General features: G+C 55.3%; 13 protein-coding genes. 1 reads left to right on the forward strand and 12 read right to left on the reverse strand.

Annotation, left to right across the window (positions count from 1 at the left end; all coding sequences use genetic code 11):
* Positions 1–174: 174 nt before the first annotated feature.
* The 5 genes from phoH to putP all read right to left on the reverse strand — a co-directional run bounded on the left by phoH (position 175) and on the right by putP (position 6,873).
* Entirely contained in the window at positions 175–963 is a 789-nt protein-coding gene (phoH, locus tag ACLRGG_RS13905; RefSeq protein ID WP_416250332.1) for a phosphate starvation-inducible protein PhoH, read from the reverse strand.
* A 450-nt stretch (positions 964–1,413) separates the two neighbouring features.
* Entirely contained in the window at positions 1,414–2,700 is a 1,287-nt protein-coding gene (gene efeB, locus ACLRGG_RS13910) for an iron uptake transporter deferrochelatase/peroxidase subunit (protein ID WP_416250333.1), read from the reverse strand.
* A 6-nt stretch (positions 2,701–2,706) separates the two neighbouring features.
* Positions 2,707–3,828 carry an iron uptake system protein EfeO gene (gene efeO / locus ACLRGG_RS13915; protein ID WP_416250334.1) on the reverse strand — a complete coding sequence of 374 codons (1,122 nt, stop codon included), beginning with the start codon at positions 3,826–3,828 and terminating at the stop codon, positions 2,707–2,709.
* 53 nt (positions 3,829–3,881) lie between these two features.
* Complete coding sequence (efeU, locus tag ACLRGG_RS13920) at positions 3,882–4,715, reverse strand: iron uptake transporter permease EfeU (RefSeq protein ID WP_416250335.1); 834 nt, start codon at positions 4,713–4,715, stop codon at positions 3,882–3,884.
* A 673-nt stretch (positions 4,716–5,388) separates the two neighbouring features.
* A complete protein-coding gene (putP, locus tag ACLRGG_RS13925; RefSeq protein WP_416250336.1) occupies positions 5,389–6,873 on the reverse strand; it encodes a sodium/proline symporter PutP in 1,485 nt (494 codons plus the stop codon).
* 419 nt (positions 6,874–7,292) lie between these two features.
* On the opposite strand from putP, the gene putA reads away from it, so the two are divergent.
* On the forward strand, positions 7,293–11,243 hold the full coding sequence (gene putA, locus ACLRGG_RS13930; RefSeq protein ID WP_416250337.1) for a trifunctional transcriptional regulator/proline dehydrogenase/L-glutamate gamma-semialdehyde dehydrogenase: 3,951 nt from the start codon (positions 7,293–7,295) through the stop codon (positions 11,241–11,243).
* Between the two features lie 1,810 nt (positions 11,244–13,053).
* On the opposite strand, the gene tcyN is transcribed toward putA, so the two are convergent.
* The 7 genes from tcyN to ACLRGG_RS13965 all read right to left on the reverse strand — a co-directional run bounded on the left by tcyN (position 13,054) and on the right by ACLRGG_RS13965 (position 18,873).
* Positions 13,054–13,806, reverse strand: coding sequence for an L-cystine ABC transporter ATP-binding protein TcyN (gene tcyN / locus ACLRGG_RS13935; RefSeq protein ID WP_416250338.1), 753 nt, complete (start codon positions 13,804–13,806; stop codon positions 13,054–13,056).
* Complete coding sequence (gene tcyL / locus ACLRGG_RS13940) at positions 13,803–14,471, reverse strand: cystine ABC transporter permease (protein ID WP_416250339.1); 669 nt, start codon at positions 14,469–14,471, stop codon at positions 13,803–13,805. The genes tcyN and tcyL overlap by 4 nt, the downstream gene beginning before the upstream one ends.
* Complete coding sequence (tcyJ, locus tag ACLRGG_RS13945; RefSeq protein WP_416250340.1) at positions 14,471–15,274, reverse strand: cystine ABC transporter substrate-binding protein; 804 nt, start codon at positions 15,272–15,274, stop codon at positions 14,471–14,473. Before tcyJ ends, tcyL begins: the two co-directional genes overlap by 1 nt.
* Positions 15,275–15,413: 139 nt before the next feature.
* Positions 15,414–16,400 carry a D-cysteine desulfhydrase gene (locus tag ACLRGG_RS13950; RefSeq protein ID WP_416250341.1) on the reverse strand — a complete coding sequence of 329 codons (987 nt, stop codon included), beginning with the start codon at positions 16,398–16,400 and terminating at the stop codon, positions 15,414–15,416.
* Positions 16,401–16,490: 90 nt separating this feature from the next.
* Positions 16,491–16,994, reverse strand: a complete 504-nt coding sequence (fliZ, locus tag ACLRGG_RS13955; RefSeq protein ID WP_416250342.1) for a flagella biosynthesis regulatory protein FliZ — start codon at positions 16,992–16,994, stop codon at positions 16,491–16,493.
* A gap of 42 nt (positions 16,995–17,036) precedes the next feature.
* Positions 17,037–17,759: an RNA polymerase sigma factor FliA gene (locus ACLRGG_RS13960; protein WP_067700954.1), complete on the reverse strand. Its 723-nt coding sequence runs from the start codon at positions 17,757–17,759 to the stop codon at positions 17,037–17,039.
* Positions 17,760–17,895: 136 nt separating this feature from the next.
* Positions 17,896–18,873, reverse strand: a complete 978-nt coding sequence (locus ACLRGG_RS13965; RefSeq protein WP_416250343.1) for an HNH endonuclease signature motif containing protein — start codon at positions 18,871–18,873, stop codon at positions 17,896–17,898.
* Between the last annotated feature and the right edge of the window lie 54 nt (positions 18,874–18,927).

Consider the following 18,927-nt stretch of genomic DNA (forward strand, 5'->3'; position numbering starts at 1 on the left):
CGCAAGGCCGTCGTCGGCAGCGTCAGATGTGTATAAGAGACAGGGCTGAAGGAGCACGCCTGGAAAGTGTGTATACGGCAACGTATCGAGGGTTCGAACCCCTCTCTCACCGCCACATTAAATGAGAAAGCCTGAGCGAAAGCTCAGGCTTTTTTGTTGTCTGCTAATAGCCTTTTAGCCGTAGGCCACCAGCGTACGCTGACACAGCTGCGAGCGCACGCAATCCTCTTTACCAAAACGTACCACGCCAATCATGTCATCCTCCACAAAGCGGGACAGCGCATCGCTCAGGCCGGACTGCACATGGGACGGCAAATCACACTGGGTAATATCGCCGTTGACGATGACGGTTACGTTTTCCCCGAGGCGCGTCAGAAACATTTTCATTTGAGCGGCGGTGACGTTCTGCGCCTCATCGAGGATCACCACGGCATTTTCAAAGGTGCGTCCGCGCATATAGGCAAAGGGAGCTATCTCCACCTTGCCGATTTCGGGTCGCAGGCAATACTGCATAAAGGAAGAGCCGAGACGTTTAACCAGAACGTCATAGACGGGCCGGAAGTAAGGGGCGAATTTCTCAGCAATATCACCGGGCAGGAAACCTAAATCTTCATCAGCCTGCAACACCGGTCGCGTAACGATAATCCTGTCAACATCCTTGTGGATCAGGGCTTCTGCCGCTTTAGCGGCGCTTATCCAGGTTTTGCCGCAGCCCGCTTCGCCGGTGGCGAAGATGAGCTGCTTGCTTTCTATGGCTTTAAGATAGTGCGCCTGAGCCTCATTTCGGGCTTCAATGGGCGAATGGTCGCGCGTATCTCGCGCCATGCCAATTGAATCCAGCCCACCCATTTGCACCAGCGAGGTGACCGACTCTTCCTCGCGCTGACGGTGACTGCGCGAATCGCTACGTAGTACGCGTTTAGCTTCACGGCGCGCTTTGATCACTGCTTTCTGTCTTCCCATAGTGGCACCTTACAGTTGGTTTCATCTCCCGCATCAGAGTGTCGATGCGATTACGTGAACGCTTTAGAGGTTTTTAGTGGCTTCCTTGTAAGCCTTGAAAGGCCGCTGGATATGATGCGAAGCAGAGCATGCGCTAAGCCGGGCATCGTTGTGGAGCAGAGACGGCACGCTGGCCTTTGATGCGTGAATGAGAAGAGGATAGATCGTTGAGGTTGAACCACCTTCGCATGAGAAAGCGATAACGGTATGGCTGTGACGCTGGTATCGGTGACAGGATTTTACCATTCGCGATCTCCGTGATGATTCAGACAACACCCTTGTGTACCGCTTAATTAAGGTGCAACAGATCACGGACGGATTCAACATCTTTTTTAACAACGAATGCAACAATCACTACTATAGTGTGGAAAAGAGACCACCCGCCGGATTGGCCGACAGGTGGCAAAGGAGTCAGGTGCTGAGTAATGCCTGTCCCAGATAGTGCTGGCGGTCCTCCACGCCCGGCAGGACAAAGAAGTATCCCCCGCCCGCAGGCTTAATATATTCCTCCAGCGCTTCGCCATTGAGTCGGTTCTGCACGGTGAGGAAGCCTTTCTCCAGATCGTGCTGATAGCAGACGAACAGCAGCCCCATCTCCAGCTGACCGGCCAGGGAAACGCCCAGCGAATAGCTGTAACCCCGGCGCAGCATCAGGCTGCTTTGCGTTTCAGCCGTGCGCGGGTTGGCAAGACGAATATGCGCATCCAGCGGGGTAATATTCCCCTCCGGGTCGCTGGCATAATCCGGCACGTCGCGTTCATGCTGCATTCCCAGCGGCGCGCCGCTGTGTTTGACACGACCAAAGATCGTCTCCTGCTCGCGCAGCGGCGTACGGTCCCAGAACTCAACGTGAAACGGAATAATGCGGGCGACCTGATAGCTGCCGCCCACCGCCCACGCGGGCTCGCCCTGCTCTTTTGTCACCCACACAACCGAATCCATCAGACCTGAATCTGCCGTATCGGGGTTAGCGGTGCCATCTTTGAAGCCGAGCAGGTTGATTGGTGTCTCTTTCCCCCTGCTGCGCGCCGCATGGTCAGAGATAAAACCTTCCCGACGCCAGCGAACGCTGAGCAGATCCGGGGAGTGTTTGATAATATCCCGCAGCGCATGAATAACCGTGTCATTGGTATTCGCACAGATTTGCAGCAGCAGATCACCATGACACAAACTGGCATCAAGCGCGTCATTTGGAAAACGCGTCATTGGCTGGAGCCTGAGCGGCTTAAGCGCCTGCAGGCCGTAGCGGTCATCAAAGAGCGAATGCCCAACCGATACGGTGATAGTCAGGTTATCCGGGTAGATACGATCGCCAAGAATACCGGAATCCAGCGGCGGCAGACGTGGATTCGTTACCTGCGGTGCCTCACCTCCCTGCGTTAAGAAGGCGATGCGGTCCGTCAGCAGCCTGAACAGGCGAGTCAGGTCGTTCCTGTCGCCGGCCAGTACGTCAAATGCGACCAGCATCATCGACGCCTGCTGGGGGGTAACCACGCCCGCCTGGTGCGGACCATAAAACGGCTGCGCTTCCCGTCGGGCGTCAGGTGACAGCGCCCCTGGCGAAAATGATTTTTCCCCGGCAGCGGCCTGAACCGGGCAGCCGCCTCCTACCGCCAGCGCGCCGCCGAGCAGTCCCATTCCCTTCAGTAAACGACGGCGCGACGGCAGCGCCGCGTCGTCAACAGGTTTGCTTGCCATTGCGGGTTAATCCAGACCCAGCGTACCACGCAGCTTCGACAGATCTTCGGCAAGCGTGGTGACAGGGCCTTTCATGGCGTTACGGTCAGCGGTAGTGAGCTTATCGTAAGTCTCATAGCCATCTTTGGTGCGGTACTTCGCGAGTGTCGCATCCACTTTGCTGAAATTAGCATCAACCTTAGCCAGCAGAGCCGGATCGGCTTTTTCCAGCATGGGGCGCAGCAGGTTAACGATTTTCTGTGCGCCATCGACATTCGCCTGGAAGTCCCAGAGGTCGGTACGGCTGTAGCGGTCTTCTTCACCAGAGATTTTGCTGGATGCTACCTCTTCAATCAGACCCGCCGCGCCGCCCACGACTTTGCTCGGTGGGAAAGCCAGTTCGTCCACGCGTTTCTGAAGGTCAAGCGTATCGGTATAGAGCTGGTCCGCATAGGTATCCATGCCTTTGGTGCTGTTATCGCCGAACAGCGCCTTCTCCAGGCGGTGGAAACCGGTAAATTTAGGGTCTTCTGCTTTTTTCTCGTAATCGTCTTCGCGGGCGTCAATTCTGCCGTCCAGATCGGAGAACAGTTCAGCAATAGGTTCGATGCGCTCATAGTGGCGTCGGGTCGGCGCATAGAGCGCCTTCGCTTTCGCCACGTCTCCGGCTTTTACCGCATCGGTAAACGCTTTTGTGCCGGTAACCAGCTCGGCGATCTCGCGGGTAACATAGGCTTTATAAGAGGCAATCGGTCCCACCAGCTGCATCACATCCGGCTTACCGTCGGAGGGCTTATTGCCCTTCACAATCAGCTTACCTTTAGCATTGCTTAGCAGGCCGCAGGTCATATCGTATTCACCGGCTTCAAGATTGGCGGTCAGCTTCTGCGTGAAGCCCGGTGCGATATTCTCACGCTCCTCGACGACCATCACCCCTTTAAGGATCTCCCACTCCAGCCCTTTCTGGCTGTGGTTTTGAATAATGAACTGGGTCTTGCCTGCGTTAACGGTTACGGTCATTGGATCGCACTGTTTATCGTTAACGGTGATCTTAACCTGGGGAATATCTGCGGCCATCGTCGCGCTGGAGGCGGAAATAAGGGTCAGAAGCGCAGCGCTCAGCGCATGTTGGCGAATACGGAGTGTCATAGTCAATCCCTGTAAAAAGTGAAGGTGCCCGTTATACGGGCAAGAACAAAAGCCTATCGGGCTGTGCGCAAGGTTTTGGATTGCGTACGCACCGGCATAAAGAACAGCAGCAGCGCAGGCAGCAGATACATCCACCAGACAGCCACTTCACTGACGCTGGGAGATTCCTGATAGCCAAAGATGCCTTCAAGCAGTGTACCGGGCAGGCTGCTGGTAGAAAGCTGGTTACTCATATTGAACGCGATATCCTGAAAATGATCCCACAGGCCCGCTTCGTGGAAAGCGCGAATAGCCCCTGCCGCCAGGCCAGCCGCCACGAACAGAATAAACAGGCTGGTCCATTTGAAGAAAGCCCCAAGGTTAAGGCGTATCCCGCCCCAATAGATGAGCATTCCCAGCACGACGGCGGTGGCCAGGCCCAGCATTGCACCCAGCGGCGGTGCGATGCCGACATCCTGCTGAAAAGCCGCCAGCAGGAAAAACACCGATTCCAGGCCTTCACGGGCGACCGCGAGGAAGACCATAAATATCAGTGCCCAGCCGCTGCTGTTTCCTTTTTGCAGGGCGTTATCCACCGCCTCTTCCAGTTCGGCTTTGACATTGCGGGACACTTTGCGCATCCAGAATACCATCCAGGTGAGGACGAAGACGGCGATGACCGCCACGATGCCTTCAAACATTTCCTGCTGTTTTTGCGGGAATTCACCGGTGGTTTCGTTGATAAAGTAGCCTACGCCCAGGCAGAGCGCAGCGGCAACAAACACCCCGGCCCACATGGCACCAAACCATTGACTTCTCTGAGTACGTTTCAGGTAGCTGGCGATAAGGCTGACGATCAGCGCCGCTTCAAGTCCTTCACGTAACATGATCAGAAAGGGTACAAACATGCGAACGCCCTCAGGTGCGAAAAATAAATTCAGTTCCAGTAAAGAAACGTAAATCGAAACGATACCGATTATCATTATCGTGCAAGAAAAAACAAGAGGCCGTCCGGCTATTTTCACGTTTTGCCTGGAAGCATTGAGTGCCAGTGGGTGATATCTCTTATGGCAGTCCGTGAATTTTTCGGAGAGTTGTTGCCGGGCTGCGATACCTGCTGCCACGGTGGATAAGCCCTGCGGGTGACGGGTGTCCTCACGCCAGGCTTTGCCTGGTGCCTTTGGCTCCGACGCCAGGCCGGACGGCCCGTCACCCGCAGGGCTTATCCACCTCTCAGGCTTCTGAGGCGCTTTTAGGAAAACTACCCTTAACCACAGCCAGCACATTGCAAAAAGAGCAGACGGGTGGGGCCAGGTGACAGGCAATCCGCAGCGCTGAGTGGAGAGAGGAAGATCCGGATGGGCCAGCAGGGATGCTGGCACAAGGGCATGACGGGACAGGGATGTCCCGTCATGCCCGATCCGAAAGGTCGACGAGCGGAGCGAAGGGACAGCGCCACGCGCGGCGCGAGGACCGCCAGGCACCGGGCCCCACCCGTTGGCGACGGCACCAGACCTTTAGCCAGCCGGGCACCATCCGTTAGCGACGGCACCAGGCACTTAGCATACTACGCCCTCTCACTTAGTCGGCGCTAAACTCCGCCTCGGCCTGCTCGAAACGCTGCTGTGCTGCGGCTGAAGGTTCTGGCCCCAGCAGGCTAAACAGTACGATAGCAATAGCGCTAAACAGGAAGCCCGGGATGATCTCATACAGACCCAGCCACGCATACTGCTTCCAGATAAGAACCGTGGCCGCACCGACAATCATTCCCGCCAGCGCGCCGTTACGGTTCATCCGCTTCCAGACCAGCGAAAACACCACCACCGGCCCAAACGCCGCACCGAATCCCGCCCAGGCGTAGCTTACCAGCCCCAGCACGCGGTTCTGTGGGTTTGATGCCAGCGCAATTGCGACCACCGCCACCAGCAACACCATTATCCGCCCTATCCATACCAGCTCACGTTGGGTCGCGCCCTTGCGCAAAAAGCTCTTGTATAAATCTTCGGTTAACGCACTGGAACACACCAGCAGCTGACAGCTAAGCGTGGACATCACCGCCGCCAGAATAGCGGAAAGCAAAACACCGGCGATCCAGGGGTTAAACAGGATCCTCGCCAGCTCGATGAAAATTCGCTCGCCGTTATCCGATACGCCCGCCGCCTGCTCAGGATGATTATGGAAGTAGGCAATGCCAAAGAATCCTACCGCTACCGCGCCGGCAAGACAGAGCACCATCCACGCCATACCGATACGACGGGCGCTGCGAATGGAGCGGTGAGAATCCGCCGCCATAAAACGCGCCAGAATATGTGGCTGACCGAAATAGCCCAGCCCCCAGCCCAGCAGCGAAATAACCGCCACGAAGTTGAGATTTTTCAGCATATCCATATTCTCAGCGCTCTGAGCCCGGATAACCGTCAGCGCATCATCCAGGCCACCAACGGCGGAAATGACGATCACCGGCGTCAGGATCAGCGCAAAAATCATCAGGCTGGCCTGCACCGTATCGGTCCAGCTTACTGCCAGGAATCCACCCACGAAGGTATAGAGAATGGTAGCCGCCGCCCCCGCCCATAGCGCGGTTTCATAACTCATACCAAAAGTGCTTTCAAACAGGCGCGCCCCGGCCACAATGCCCGACGCGCAATAAATGGTGAAGAAAACCAAAATAATCACCGCTGAGATCACCCGCAACAGCTTACTCTTATCTTCAAACCGGCTGGTGAAGTAGTCAGGCAACGTCAGCGCGTTATCGTGATGCTCCGTCTGGACCCGCAGACGACCTGCAACAATTTTCCAGTTCAGCCAGGCACCCAGCGTCAGACCGATGGCAATCCAGCTTTCGGATATGCCAGACAGGAAAATGGCGCCCGGTAATCCCATCAGCAGCCAGCCGCTCATATCTGATGCCCCGGCAGAGAGTGCGGTGACCACGCTGCCCAAACTTCGGCCACCCAGGATGTAGTCGTCAAAGTCTTTTGTTGATCGCCAGGCGATAAAACCAATTAGCACCATGCCAAAGATATATACGCAAAAGGTCACCATCATTGGTGTACTTGCCGTCATTGAAATTCTCCATTTATAGTTTTACATGCGCAGTGCGCAAGGTTGCACTGGCGGAACCACCGGAACGTAGCAGCCCCCCTCCTTTCAACCCAGCGCAGATATCCTGCCGTAAAGGGTGTAAGCGCACAAACGATTTAACACAGCAGTTACAGTAACTTCACCCCATGTCACAGACTCAACAATGAAAGGTTGCACCGGATCACAACCCGAGAAGTTGCACCTTAAAAAATACCTTTACTATCCAGATAATACCTGTAGTCACCATTCTGGCGCGATCCTTGCAGCAATATCCATGCCGCTTTTCAAAACGGCGCTTTCATTGCTCAATTAGAGGCGTAATTAACAAGGTTGCACAAAGTTGCAACTTAAGTGATATTGCTCAATATCGTCGTCATTTATCATTTCAAGGAGCTAGAGGCATGGGCACAACTACCATGGGCGTGAAGTTGGATGAAGCCACGCGCGAGCGCATCAGGCTGGCTGCGGGTCAGATTGATCGCACGCCACACTGGCTTATTAAGCAGGCGATTTTTAATTATCTTGAGCAGTTGGAAAATGGCGCAGCCCTGCCTGAAATCCCTTCTCAGCTGCTGACGCAGGAGGGGGATGAGCGCACGGAAGATGAGCAGCATCAACCCTTCCTTGAGTTTGCCGAGCATATTCTTCCGCAGTCCGTGACCCGTGCAGCGATAACCGCCGCCTGGCGCCGTCCTGAAAATGAATCCGTGGCGATGATGCTGGAACAGGCGCGCCTGCCTGCTCCCCTGGCGCAGCAAACCCACCAGCTCGCTTACCAGCTTGCAGATAAGCTTCGGCACCAGAAAGGTGCAACCGGGCGCGCCGGGATGGTGCAAAGCCTGCTTCAGGAGTTCTCTCTCTCCTCTCAGGAAGGGGTTGCGCTGATGTGTCTGGCTGAAGCGCTGCTGCGCATACCGGACAAGCCGACCCGCGATGCCCTTATTCGCGACAAAATCAGCAACGGTAACTGGCACTCGCATCTGGGTCGAAGCCCTTCGCTGTTCGTCAATGCGGCCACCTGGGGTCTGCTGTTTACCGGGCGCCTGGTGTCCACCCATAATGAAGCCAGTCTCTCGCGCTCGCTCAATCGTATTATCGGTAAGAGCGGCGAACCGCTAATCCGCAAAGGCGTGGATATGGCGATGCGGCTGATGGGCGAACAGTTTGTGACCGGGGAAACCATCGCTGAAGCGCTGGCAAATGCCCGCAAGCTGGAGGAGAAAGGTTTCCGCTACTCATACGACATGCTGGGCGAAGCCGCCCTGACGGCGCAGGATGCAAAAGCCTATCTGCTCTCCTATCAGCAGGCGATTCAGGCGATTGGCAAAGCCTCTAATGGTCGTGGCATTTATGAAGGACCTGGGATTTCGATTAAGCTTTCCGCCCTGCACCCACGCTACAGTCGTGCCCAGTATGAGCGCGTGATGAGCGAACTCTACCCGATCCTGAAATCCCTGACGCTGCTTGCACGCTCTTACGACATTGGCATCAATATCGACGCTGAAGAAGCGGACCGCCTGGAGCTGTCGCTGGATCTGCTGGAAAAACTCTGCTTTGAACCCGAGCTGGAGGGATGGAATGGCATCGGCTTTGTGATTCAGGCCTATCAAAAGCGCTGTCCGTTCGTGATTGACGCACTTTGCGATCTGGCCCAGCGCAGCCGCCGCCGCCTGATGGTTCGCCTGGTGAAAGGTGCCTACTGGGATAGCGAAATTAAGCGCGCGCAGATGGAGGGCCTGGAGGGTTATCCGGTCTACACCCGCAAAATTTACACCGACATCTCCTATCTGGCCTGTGCACGCAAGCTGCTGGCCGTTCCGAACCTGATCTATCCGCAGTTTGCCACCCATAACGCCCATACGCTGGCCGCTATCTATCAGCTGGCGGGTAACAACTACTATCCCGGCCAGTATGAGTTCCAGTGCCTGCACGGCATGGGGGAACCGCTGTACGAACAGGTGGTGGGCAAAGTGTCTGAGGGTAAGCTTAATCGCCCCTGCCGCATCTATGCGCCGGTAGGCACCCATGAAACCCTGCTGGCCTACCTGGTGCGCCGACTGCTGGAAAACGGCGCGAATACCTCTTTTGTCAACCGCATCGCCGACAAGACGCTGCCGATTGACGATCTGGTAGCCGATCCGGTCGAAGAGGTGGAAAAACTGGCGCGCAGCGAAGGCGGCGTGGGCCTGCCCCATCCTAAAATTCCTTTGCCGCGCGATCTCTACGGCCAGTCGCGCGTAAACTCTTCCGGGCTGGATCTGGCCAACGAACATCGTCTGGCCTCGCTGTCCAGCGCGCTGCTTAACAGCGCCATGGAGCCCTGGCACGCGGTTCCGCTGATTGACGGTGAGCGACAGTCAGGTGAACCCCTGCCGGTCATTAATCCGGCCGAGCCGGGCGATATCGTCGGCTATGTGCAATACGCCAGTGAAGCCGATGTCTCTGCCGCACTGGACGCCGCCGTCAGTGCGGGTCCGATCTGGTTCGCCACCCCACCGCAGGAGCGTGCGGCCATCCTGTCGCGGGCGGCCATGCTGATGGACGGGCAACTCCAGCGGCTGATTGGCATACTGGTACGTGAAGCGGGTAAAACCTTCACCAACGCCATTGCTGAGGTTCGCGAAGCCGTCGATTTCCTCTATTACTATGCCGGACAGGTGCGGGATGATTTCGATAATGAAACGCACCGCCCCCTCGGTCCGGTCGTCTGCATCAGCCCGTGGAATTTCCCGCTGGCCATCTTCACCGGACAGATCGCTGCCGCGCTGGCGGCAGGCAACAGCGTTCTGGCAAAGCCAGCCGAACAGACGCCTCTGATTGCCGCTGAGGCGGTAGCCCTGCTGCACGAGGCCGGCGTACCGATTGGCGCGCTCCAGCTGCTGCCGGGCAGGGGCGAGACCGTCGGAGCCCAGCTTACCGGAGATGATCGCGTACGCGGCGTGATGTTCACTGGCTCGACGGCGGTAGCGACCCTGCTACAGCGTAATCTGGCAGGCCGCCTCGACCCGCAGGGTCGTCCGACGCCGCTGATTGCCGAAACGGGCGGCATGAACGCGATGATAGTCGACTCCTCAGCGCTGACCGAACAGGTGGTGGTTGATATCGTGGCCTCCGCCTTTGATAGCGCAGGACAGCGCTGTTCGGCCCTGCGTCTGCTGTGCGTTCAGGAAGACGTGGCCGAACATCAGCTGCAAATGCTGCGCGGGGCGATGGCCGAATGCCGCATGGGCAACCCGGAGCGACTCTCTACCGATATTGGCCCGGTCATTGATGCCGAAGCCAAAGAGAATATCGAGCGTCATATTCAGGCAATGCGCAGCAAGGGCATGAAGGTTTACCAGGCGGCAGTGCAAAATCAGCAGGATGTTAAAGAGTGGCAGAGTGGCACCTTTATTCAGCCAACGCTGATCGAACTGGATAGCGTCGCTGACCTGGACAAAGAAATCTTTGGTCCGGTATTGCATGTGGTGCGCTATACCCGTAGCCAGCTTCCGCAGATCATCGCGCAGATTAATCAGTCAGGCTACGGCCTGACCCTGGGCGTGCATACCCGTATAGACGAAACCATTCATCAGGTGACCAACAGCGCCCGCGTCGGCAATCTCTACGTCAACCGCAATATGGTTGGCGCGGTCGTCGGCGTACAGCCTTTTGGCGGCGAAGGCCTTTCAGGCACCGGGCCGAAAGCCGGGGGTCCGCTTTATCTCTATCGGCTGCTGTCGCACCGCCCTGACGGTGCACTGCGCGTCACGCTGGATCGGCAGGACGGTGAGCGTCCGGTCGATGCGGCGCTGCGCCCCTCCCTGCTGGCTGCCCATCAGGCGCTGACCGGCTGGGCGCAGGATAAACCTGAGCTGGCAAGTCTCTGTGCCCGCTATGCCGAACTGAGCCAGGGAGGAACGGTTCGTCTGCTGCCGGGTCCAACGGGAGAGCGCAACACCTTTGCCCTGCTGCCGCGTGAGCATGTGCTGTGCCTGGCGGATACTCAGGAGGATGCGCTGACGCAGCTGGCGGCCGTCACGGCGACGGGCTGCCGGGCACTGTGGCCGGAAGAGGAGCTGTTCCGTAGCCTGTTTACCACGCTCCCGGAGGCCGTGCAGGCGCGCATAAGTTTCGCCACGCAGCCGTTAGAAAAGCACAGTAACTTTGACGCGGTTATCTTCCACGGCGATGCCGACAGGCTGCGCGAAGTGTGTAAAACGGTGGCGGAGCGGGAAGGTGCGATCGTGTCGGTACAGGGCTTCGCACGCGGCGAAACCAACCTCCTGCTGGAACGCCTGCTGCTGGAGCGTTCACTCAGCGTCAATACGGCCGCAGCGGGGGGCAACGCCAGCCTGATGACCATCGGCTAACAGCGTTACGGCGGTGTCGGCATCTCTCCGACACCGCCACAATAGTCAGATCTGCCGATGTCAGGTACCCCTTCCTTTACATATATGCCTTAAATCCGCCTGACTGCCTGTACGCAATTATCCTGCCTGCCACGTTCGATTATATTTCCAGCAAAAAATGATATGGATATGGGTATCCTGCCGTTGGTAACCGCCAGGTATGGATTATTTATTTTGATGGTATATTAATGTAACAGTTTTAAAAACCCAACATTTATTCGCCAGATATGTTGAAAAAGGACTAATTAAAAATAAATAATGCCACCTGACTTTTAAATGAACCTACCCATTTGGTACATTAAACAACAATAAATAATATGCAAACATTTCAATATTACTATTCAAATCACATAAAAAATAATTCGCATTGTCTGTTTAATTTTATTTAAGTATTATCTGCTGCAGGATAAAAAGGAGGCATGGTGTGTTGATGATTTTGGACGTGTTTAATTACTCAATACTTTATAAGGGAAAGCTAGTAAAATTTACAAGGATGGAATTTTCATTTATGTTATTTCTTATCAACAGGCGTAAATGCAGCGCATTTCAAACGGAAGAAATTATTGAGTATATCTGGAAAGACCGCAGCCAGGTCATTATTAATAACAATCTAAATCAGTTAAGCTATAAAGTAAGGAAGAAAATATCCAAACTTGATGACTTCCTGACTTTAGAAATGAAGCGCAACAAAGAAAACAGAATTGTTAATAATAAGAAGGTAATTATCCTGACTATGAGAAACAGATTTTTAGCGAAAATTATCACCCGTTTTTTTAAGGAAGTGTAGTTAAAAGCTTCCACACCAGGTCTGGCTAAGACCATTTAGTCATACTAATAAATTTACTGCATTATATTAAGACGGTTGGATATATCACTTGACCCAATGCTGGCATAAACGGTTTAAATTGACCAGGGGTGCGTCAGTTTGCTGTAGCAAATGCGATGCTTACTAACATCTGTGACCGTTCTTTGCGATTTACGCTGTTGAAGGCCTGTCGCCGTGCTACAAGTAAAGGTCGCGCTATTCGAGTCGGGTTTGATGATATGAAAATCAGAGTGAACGATTATTTCCTGCTGATTTAATGATCAGGGTAAATTTCACGGATTAACTTTCATTATAACGAGAGGAGAAAGTAATAAGGTGTATAAAGACGGCTTTCAATGTCGAACCAAAAATAGCGTTAAGCCACAATAAGAGATCGATACCGTGAGATTTTTTTAATCTGATTAAGAATACTTTCTCCCGCAACGAGTCCGTCATGTTTTTTTACGAAATGACAAAACCAGATCATAGGGGATCATTGCGATTAAATGGACAAGAGTTTATATGAAAAGGATAATTATTATGATGTCTGTTTTCCTGGCAACAGACGTAGCCAGTGCGACAACGCCATCATTTAAAAGCGAGTACAAAATAATGGCGGAGCGGTTTCCCCACGGGGGGCCGTTATGAGTCTACGTCCCCTTAAGGGTATAATCCATATTGGTTCAGATTACAGAGGGTCAGGGGAGATAGAATCCGAAGATAATGATGTCGTCTCCGAACAAACCTGCCCTTTGGCCAGTAGTAATGGAAATGACCATCCTTGCGGGCAGTCATGCAGACCTGGGAGGAGTGCTATTTAAAAGATAGCGATGATCTGGTACGCATCAGGGCACAGGCTTTGCATCCTCTTAGCCCAGTAACAGGGGCGTCATACATTGACGCCCCTGTTAACCTGTATATCAGTATATCAGGTAGAGCGATGGCCTGGTTCAACATGCCGCCCTTTCAGGCATTAAGAAACTTTTCAAGAAACTGGCGGGTACGCGGCTGCTGCGGAGAGGTGAACAGGTCACGGGCCGGGCCCTGTTCGACAATGCGCCCCTGATCCATAAATATTGCCCGGTCCGCCACGTCGCGGGCAAAGCTCATCTCATGAGTCACGATGACCAGAGTGCGTTTTTCCTGCGCCAGCGCACGTATGGTACTGAGTACCTCCCCCACCAGCTCAGGGTCGAGTGCGGAGGTTGGCTCATCGAACAGTATGACTTCTGGCTGCATTGCCAGCGCACGTGCAATTGCCACGCGCTGCTGCTGACCGCCAGACAGGCTACGCGGATAGCTGCTCTCTTTACCCTGTAGTCCCACTTTTTCCAGCAGCTGCCGGGCGCGTACTACCGCCTGTGCTTTGGCTTCCCGCTTAACGATGACCGGCCCTTCGATAATATTCTCCAGCACCGAACGGTGGGGAAACAGATTGAAGCTCTGGAAAACAAAGCCGACCTGCTGACGCAGGCGGCGGATCGGCTCTTTCTGGCGGTGCATTCCCTGAGACGAGTCGATCTGAATATTGCCGACCTTAATGGTGCCGCTATCCGGCTCTTCAAGCAGGTTGATGCTGCGCAGCAGCGTCGTTTTTCCCGATCCGCTTGGACCAATAATCGCGACGACTTCGCCAGATTTAACCTCAAGATCGATGCCGTGTAGCACGGTCTGACCATTAAACTGTTTAACCAGTTTGCTTACTTCAATGGCGCTCATTTTGACTCCCGATCCTGACGATTAACGTGGTCTTCCAGCTTACTCTGCAGCAGAGAGAGCAGCGTTGCCATCACCCAGTAGATCAGCGAGGCGGCCAGGTACATCGTGAATACCTCCAGCGTGCGTGAGGTAATCAGCTGTGCCTGACGGAACAGCTCAGGGACCTGAATGGTTGCGGCCAGCGAGGTATCTTTGACCAGGCTGATAAAGCTGTTGCCCAGCGGCGGCAGAGCGGTTCTGGCTGCCTGCGGCAGGATCACCCGACGCATGGTCTGCCAGCGGGTCATACCAATACTGGCAGCGGCTTCCCACTGCCCGCGCTCAATCGCTGCAATGGCCCCCCGCAGGGATTCCGACGCGTAGGCGGCGGTGTTCAGCGACAGGCCAATCATCGCCGAGGGAATGGGATCCAGCTCAATACCAAACTGCGGCAGGCCGTAGTAAATAAGAAACAGCTGAGCGATCAGCGGCGTACCGCGAAAAATCGACACGTAAATACGCGACAACCATGACAGCGGCCAAAAATGCGACAGGCGCATCATCGCCAGCACGAAACCCAGCACCAGCCCAAAGAACATGCCCCCGATGCTGAGCTGAAGGGTGAATACCGCCCCCTTCAATAAAAAAGGTGCTGAATCCAGCACCAGTTGAATACTTTCCTGCATTATTTAGTTACGTCCACGCCAAACCATTTATCAGAGAGTTTACCCATAGTGCCGTCCTTCTGCATGTCCGCAATGGCTTTATTGATGGCGTCACGCAGATCGGTGTTGCCTTTGCGCAGCGCCACACCCGACTCCTGACGGGAGAACGCCGGACCCGCTGCGGCCAGCGTGTTACCGGTTTTCTTCACCAGATCCAGCGCGGCAAGGCGGTCAACCAGGATAGCATCAATACGGCCAACGCGCAGATCCTGATATTTGGTTGGGTCATCATCATAGGTGCGAACGTCCACGCCCTTCACGTTCTGACGCAGCCACTGCTCATAGTTTGAACCCAGGCCCACGCCAACTTTTTTGCCGCTCAGATCTTCAGGACGCTTAATGCTGTCCGCGTTGGCTTTTTTGGTCAGCGCCTGAATACCTGAAATGGTATAGGGGGTGGAAAAGTCATACTTTTTCTCACGATCGGGTGAGAGCGTCACCTGATTGATTACCACGTCAATACGTTTTGAGTCGAGCGCGGCAAGCATTCCATCCCATTTGGTCGGCTTCAGGCTGGCCTTCACGCCCAGGTGCTGCGCAAGGGCAGTAGCGAAATCGACTTCGAAGCCCGCCAGCTTGCCATTATCATCCTGGAAGCTGAACGGGGGATAGGTCCCTTCCAGGCCCACCAGCAGGGATCCACGCTCCTTCACTTTAGCAAGCAGATTTTCTTGTGCCGCACAGCTGGCGGTCGAGAAACCCGCCACCAGCGCCAGAGACATCACACCCATTACTACCCGGCGACGCACCAGAGAAAAATTCATAGTCACTCCACGCTATTATCTGTTCAGGGAAGCCGCCGGCTTCCCGCTTTTTTGTCGATATCGCTGCCTGCAACCCGGCAGAATTTATCCGGCCCGGCGCGTTTATACCAGATGGCAGCGATGAATTAACCGATACAGCTTAGACCATATGGTGATAAGCAAATAACGCAGGCGCGCCGCCGGTATGAATAAAGGCGATGGGGCCTTCACGCGTAAAGCGTTGCTGACTGATACCAGCAATCAGACCGGCCATCGCTTTACCGGTATAAACCGGGTCCAGGAAGATGCCCTCAAGCCGCGCCAGCAGCCTGATGGCCTCCAGCCCCTCCTCGTTTGGCATGCCGTACTGCGGCGCGAAATAGTCATCCCACAGGGTAATGGGCGCGGAAGAGGTCAGCGCCAGCGAAGCGGACAGCTGCTGGCGGATGGCCTCAACTTTTAGCCGCTGCTCCGCTGCCAGGCGGGAGACGGTGACCCCAATCAGTTCAGTTTCCGGCAGCAGCAGTTCCAGCCCTACCGCCAGGCCCGCATGGGTGCCCGCGCTGCCGGAGGCCACCACCACTGCGGCAAAATCAACCACGCCTTCCGACTGGTGCGCCAGCTCCTGCGCGCATTCAACGTAGCCCAGCGCGCCCAGCGCGTTCGAGCCGCCAACCGGTACCACATAGGGACGAAAGCCCTGTGCCTCCAGCCGGGTAGCCTGCTCCGCAAGCTGGGCATCCGGGTCATGCAGCGCATCGACCCCGATCACCTCGGTCTCCATCAGATCCAGCAGCAGTCGGTTGCCGTTGCTCAGATAATTCTCTGACGCGCCAGGGATCGGATTTTCCAGCAGCGCGACGCATTTCAGCCCCAGCTTCGCGGCAACGGCGGCCGTCTGTCGGACGTGGTTAGACTGAATGGCCCCGGCGGTCAGCAGTACATCCGCGCCCTGACGCAGCGCGTCAGCGGCCAGATATTCCAGCTTTCTCAGCTTATTGCCGCCCATTGCAACAGGCGTGACGTCGTCACGTTTAATGAAGATATCGCGTCCCAGGTGGTCGGAGAAACGGGGCAGATACTCAAGCGGCGTAGGCGCGCCCAGCAGCTCTAATTTAGGAAATGAAGATAAAAGATGTAAGGACAACGCAGCCTCCGTGAAAAGCGCAAACGGTTATCCTTACAGTTTTACAGAAGAGAGCCAAAAGGTAACGTAAAAGAGGCGTTCAGCGCGAACCTAATTACGCTGCCAGCCTAAAAACTGGTCATATTTGCGCAGGGCGATGCGGTAATTATTATTCCCGGCGTCCGGGAGGTCATTTTCCAGGCATTCGTGCCAGCTGTTCCCGCTGAGCTTTTCAGCAGGAAAATTGCGCGCCGACAGCATATCGTCAAGGCGACGCAGGCGCACAACGTATTCACGTATCGTGCTATGACTCATCTCGGTCTGCTCAAACAGATACTGTTTGAACGCCATGATGTCGAAATAATTTGGATGCGTATTGCAAAAAATATCACTGCAAAAGCGGCACAGCGCCGTCAGTTCATTTTGCAGTTTCAGCCACACCTGATCGTCGATCAGCTGATCCATCCGGGCAATAGCCTCCTTGTTTATTATCTGACCGCGAAACACCAGCGCCATACGGTCCAGCACCTTGCCACAGTGCGAACAGTTACTCTGGCTGTGTTTGTAGTCTTTCAAATAACGGCTCAGCGGCCTCATTTTTGTACTGGATCTCATTTTGAGTCCCCGGTTGGTGTTGAGAGTGCAAAGCTGACTCCGTCAGCGCGCTCCCGCTAACCGGGCGCGCAGGCGTTTTATCGCCTGACTGTGCAGCTGACTGACCCGGGACTCCCCGACCTCAAGCACTGCGCCAATCTCTTTCAGATTCAGCTCTTCCTGGTAGTAAAGCGTCAGCACCATTTTTTCGCGGTCGGGCAACGCCTCGATCGCTTCAATGACGCGTTCGCGAAGATTCCCTTCCAGCAGCTGATGTAGCGGATTAGCCTCTTCATGGCCTTCCGTCACCAGCTCGGCGCTGTCGCCGTGTTCCTCCCGAAATTCGTCGTAGGAGAACAGCTGGCTGTTATTGGTATCCAGCAGGATCTGCCGGTAATCCTCTAACGACACATCCAGCTGTGCCGCGACTTCCTGCTCGGTTGCCGAGCGGCCAAGTGACTGTTCAACGCGGTGCATAGCGCCCGCAACGTCACGTGCGTTACGTCGCACGCTGCGCGGCGCCCAGTCGCGGCTGCGCAGTTCGTCAAGCATGGCTCCACGGATGCGCTGTACGGCATAGGTGGTAAAGGCTGTACCCTGTAGCGCGTCATAGCGCTCCACGGCATTAAGCAGCCCTATCCCCCCTGCCTGTAGCAGGTCATCCAGTTCAACGCTGGCAGGTAATCTGACCTGCAGGCGCAGCGCTTCGTGACGTACCAGCGGTACGTAACGCTGCCACAGCGAGTTTTTGTCCATCACCCCATCGGCGGTATAGAGATCGTTCACTCTGACTACCCTGCGTTAGTTAAGTTATCGGCACGATTATCTGTTTCTGTAGGGAAGATTGATTGGTGGAATAGCGCTAATAAAGGCGGTTTATTTCAATTTTGTTTAACAAAGCGGCGCGTTGCGCAACCGCTATTCAGAGAGACCTGACAGGCTGGCGAAGTTTGTCGCGCGTGGCCTCTGGCACCAGGTGCCACAGTGCGCACACTCTGCCGTCAATGTCATGGTAGGACGCGCCCAGGTCGGTTTCGCCCATGGCGGCTCGCCGCAGATGAACGATGCCGCTTCCGGCATCAATGGTCAGCAGACGACTGGTGAAAAGCCGCTGGAGATCGCTACGCAGATAGAGACCATTATCGACGCCATTGTCCTGAAGCAGGCCGTCTTCGTTATCGCGTACGATGATATGACACGGCTCTACCCAGGGGTAGCTGGCGCTGCTGAGCAGCCGCGTGCCGGTTATCACGCAGGCGCCGTAGCGTGCCTGCACGGCGGCGCTGAATTCAGCCTGGCTGGCGCGCTGCCACACTTTCATCCGCACCTTGCGGCCCACCTGCGTACCGGCAATAACGCCTGCAGGCGGCCCGATCAGCGCACTGGTCAGTACCGCAATAAACTGAATGCGCCGGGAGACACTAAAACAGGGATGCGCCTGGGTGTCATACAGCTGCCAGTAGTCATCCTCCCCCTCCTGACGCATCAATGAGAGCTTGTATCCCCGGCTGCCAATCAGGTTCTGTGCCGCAGCCGAAGCGGGATCGAGCATGGCATACACGCGGCTTTCCCCCATGACTTTCCAGCAGTGGGCCTGTTTCGCCGGTTCGGTACGCCGAAAATAGAAAAAGGGCAGCTGCTGTTTGAGGTAGTACTCCAGCCGGCGCAGGTAATTTTTGCGTTCGTTATCGTTAGAGATAAACAGCAAATCTTCCAGCGGGCTGTTGGTTTCATCATTGGCAAAGACGGCGCGGATCACTAAGTTGCGGTAGCTGGTTGACGGGCTGAGCAGCGCCCGCGCCGTCAGCTCCTTCTCCTCGGGAAACCTGATCGCATAGCGTCGGGCGATCTCCTCGAAGCTCAGCAGATCCCCAGGGTTCAGATCGACGTTGAAGCGCATAGGTCACTCCAGAGAAAAGGCTTCACCATGCCTTTTGAACATGTCTGAAGCGTA

This window comes from Erwinia sp. PPS120 (assembly GCF_047918655.1).
Taxonomy (GTDB): domain Bacteria; phylum Pseudomonadota; class Gammaproteobacteria; order Enterobacterales; family Enterobacteriaceae; genus Erwinia; species Erwinia tasmaniensis_A.

Coding starts and splice junctions, on each gene's coding strand:
- efeU (WP_416250335.1), bottom strand. CDS start 4,715: ATGTTTGTACCCTTTCTGATCATGTTACGTGAAGGACTTGAAGCGGCG.
- tcyN (WP_416250338.1), bottom strand. CDS start 13,806: ATGAGCGCCATTGAAGTAAGCAAACTGGTTAAACAGTTTAATGGTCAG.
- fliZ (WP_416250342.1), bottom strand. CDS start 16,994: ATGAGATCCAGTACAAAAATGAGGCCGCTGAGCCGTTATTTGAAAGAC.
- efeO (WP_416250334.1), bottom strand. CDS start 3,828: ATGACACTCCGTATTCGCCAACATGCGCTGAGCGCTGCGCTTCTGACC.
- tcyL (WP_416250339.1), bottom strand. CDS start 14,471: ATGCAGGAAAGTATTCAACTGGTGCTGGATTCAGCACCTTTTTTATTG.
- ACLRGG_RS13965 (WP_416250343.1), bottom strand. CDS start 18,873: ATGCGCTTCAACGTCGATCTGAACCCTGGGGATCTGCTGAGCTTCGAG.
- tcyJ (WP_416250340.1), bottom strand. CDS start 15,274: ATGAATTTTTCTCTGGTGCGTCGCCGGGTAGTAATGGGTGTGATGTCT.
- putA (WP_416250337.1), top strand. CDS start 7,293: ATGGGCACAACTACCATGGGCGTGAAGTTGGATGAAGCCACGCGCGAG.
- phoH (WP_416250332.1), bottom strand. CDS start 963: ATGGGAAGACAGAAAGCAGTGATCAAAGCGCGCCGTGAAGCTAAACGC.
- putP (WP_416250336.1), bottom strand. CDS start 6,873: ATGACGGCAAGTACACCAATGATGGTGACCTTTTGCGTATATATCTTT.
- efeB (WP_416250333.1), bottom strand. CDS start 2,700: ATGGCAAGCAAACCTGTTGACGACGCGGCGCTGCCGTCGCGCCGTCGT.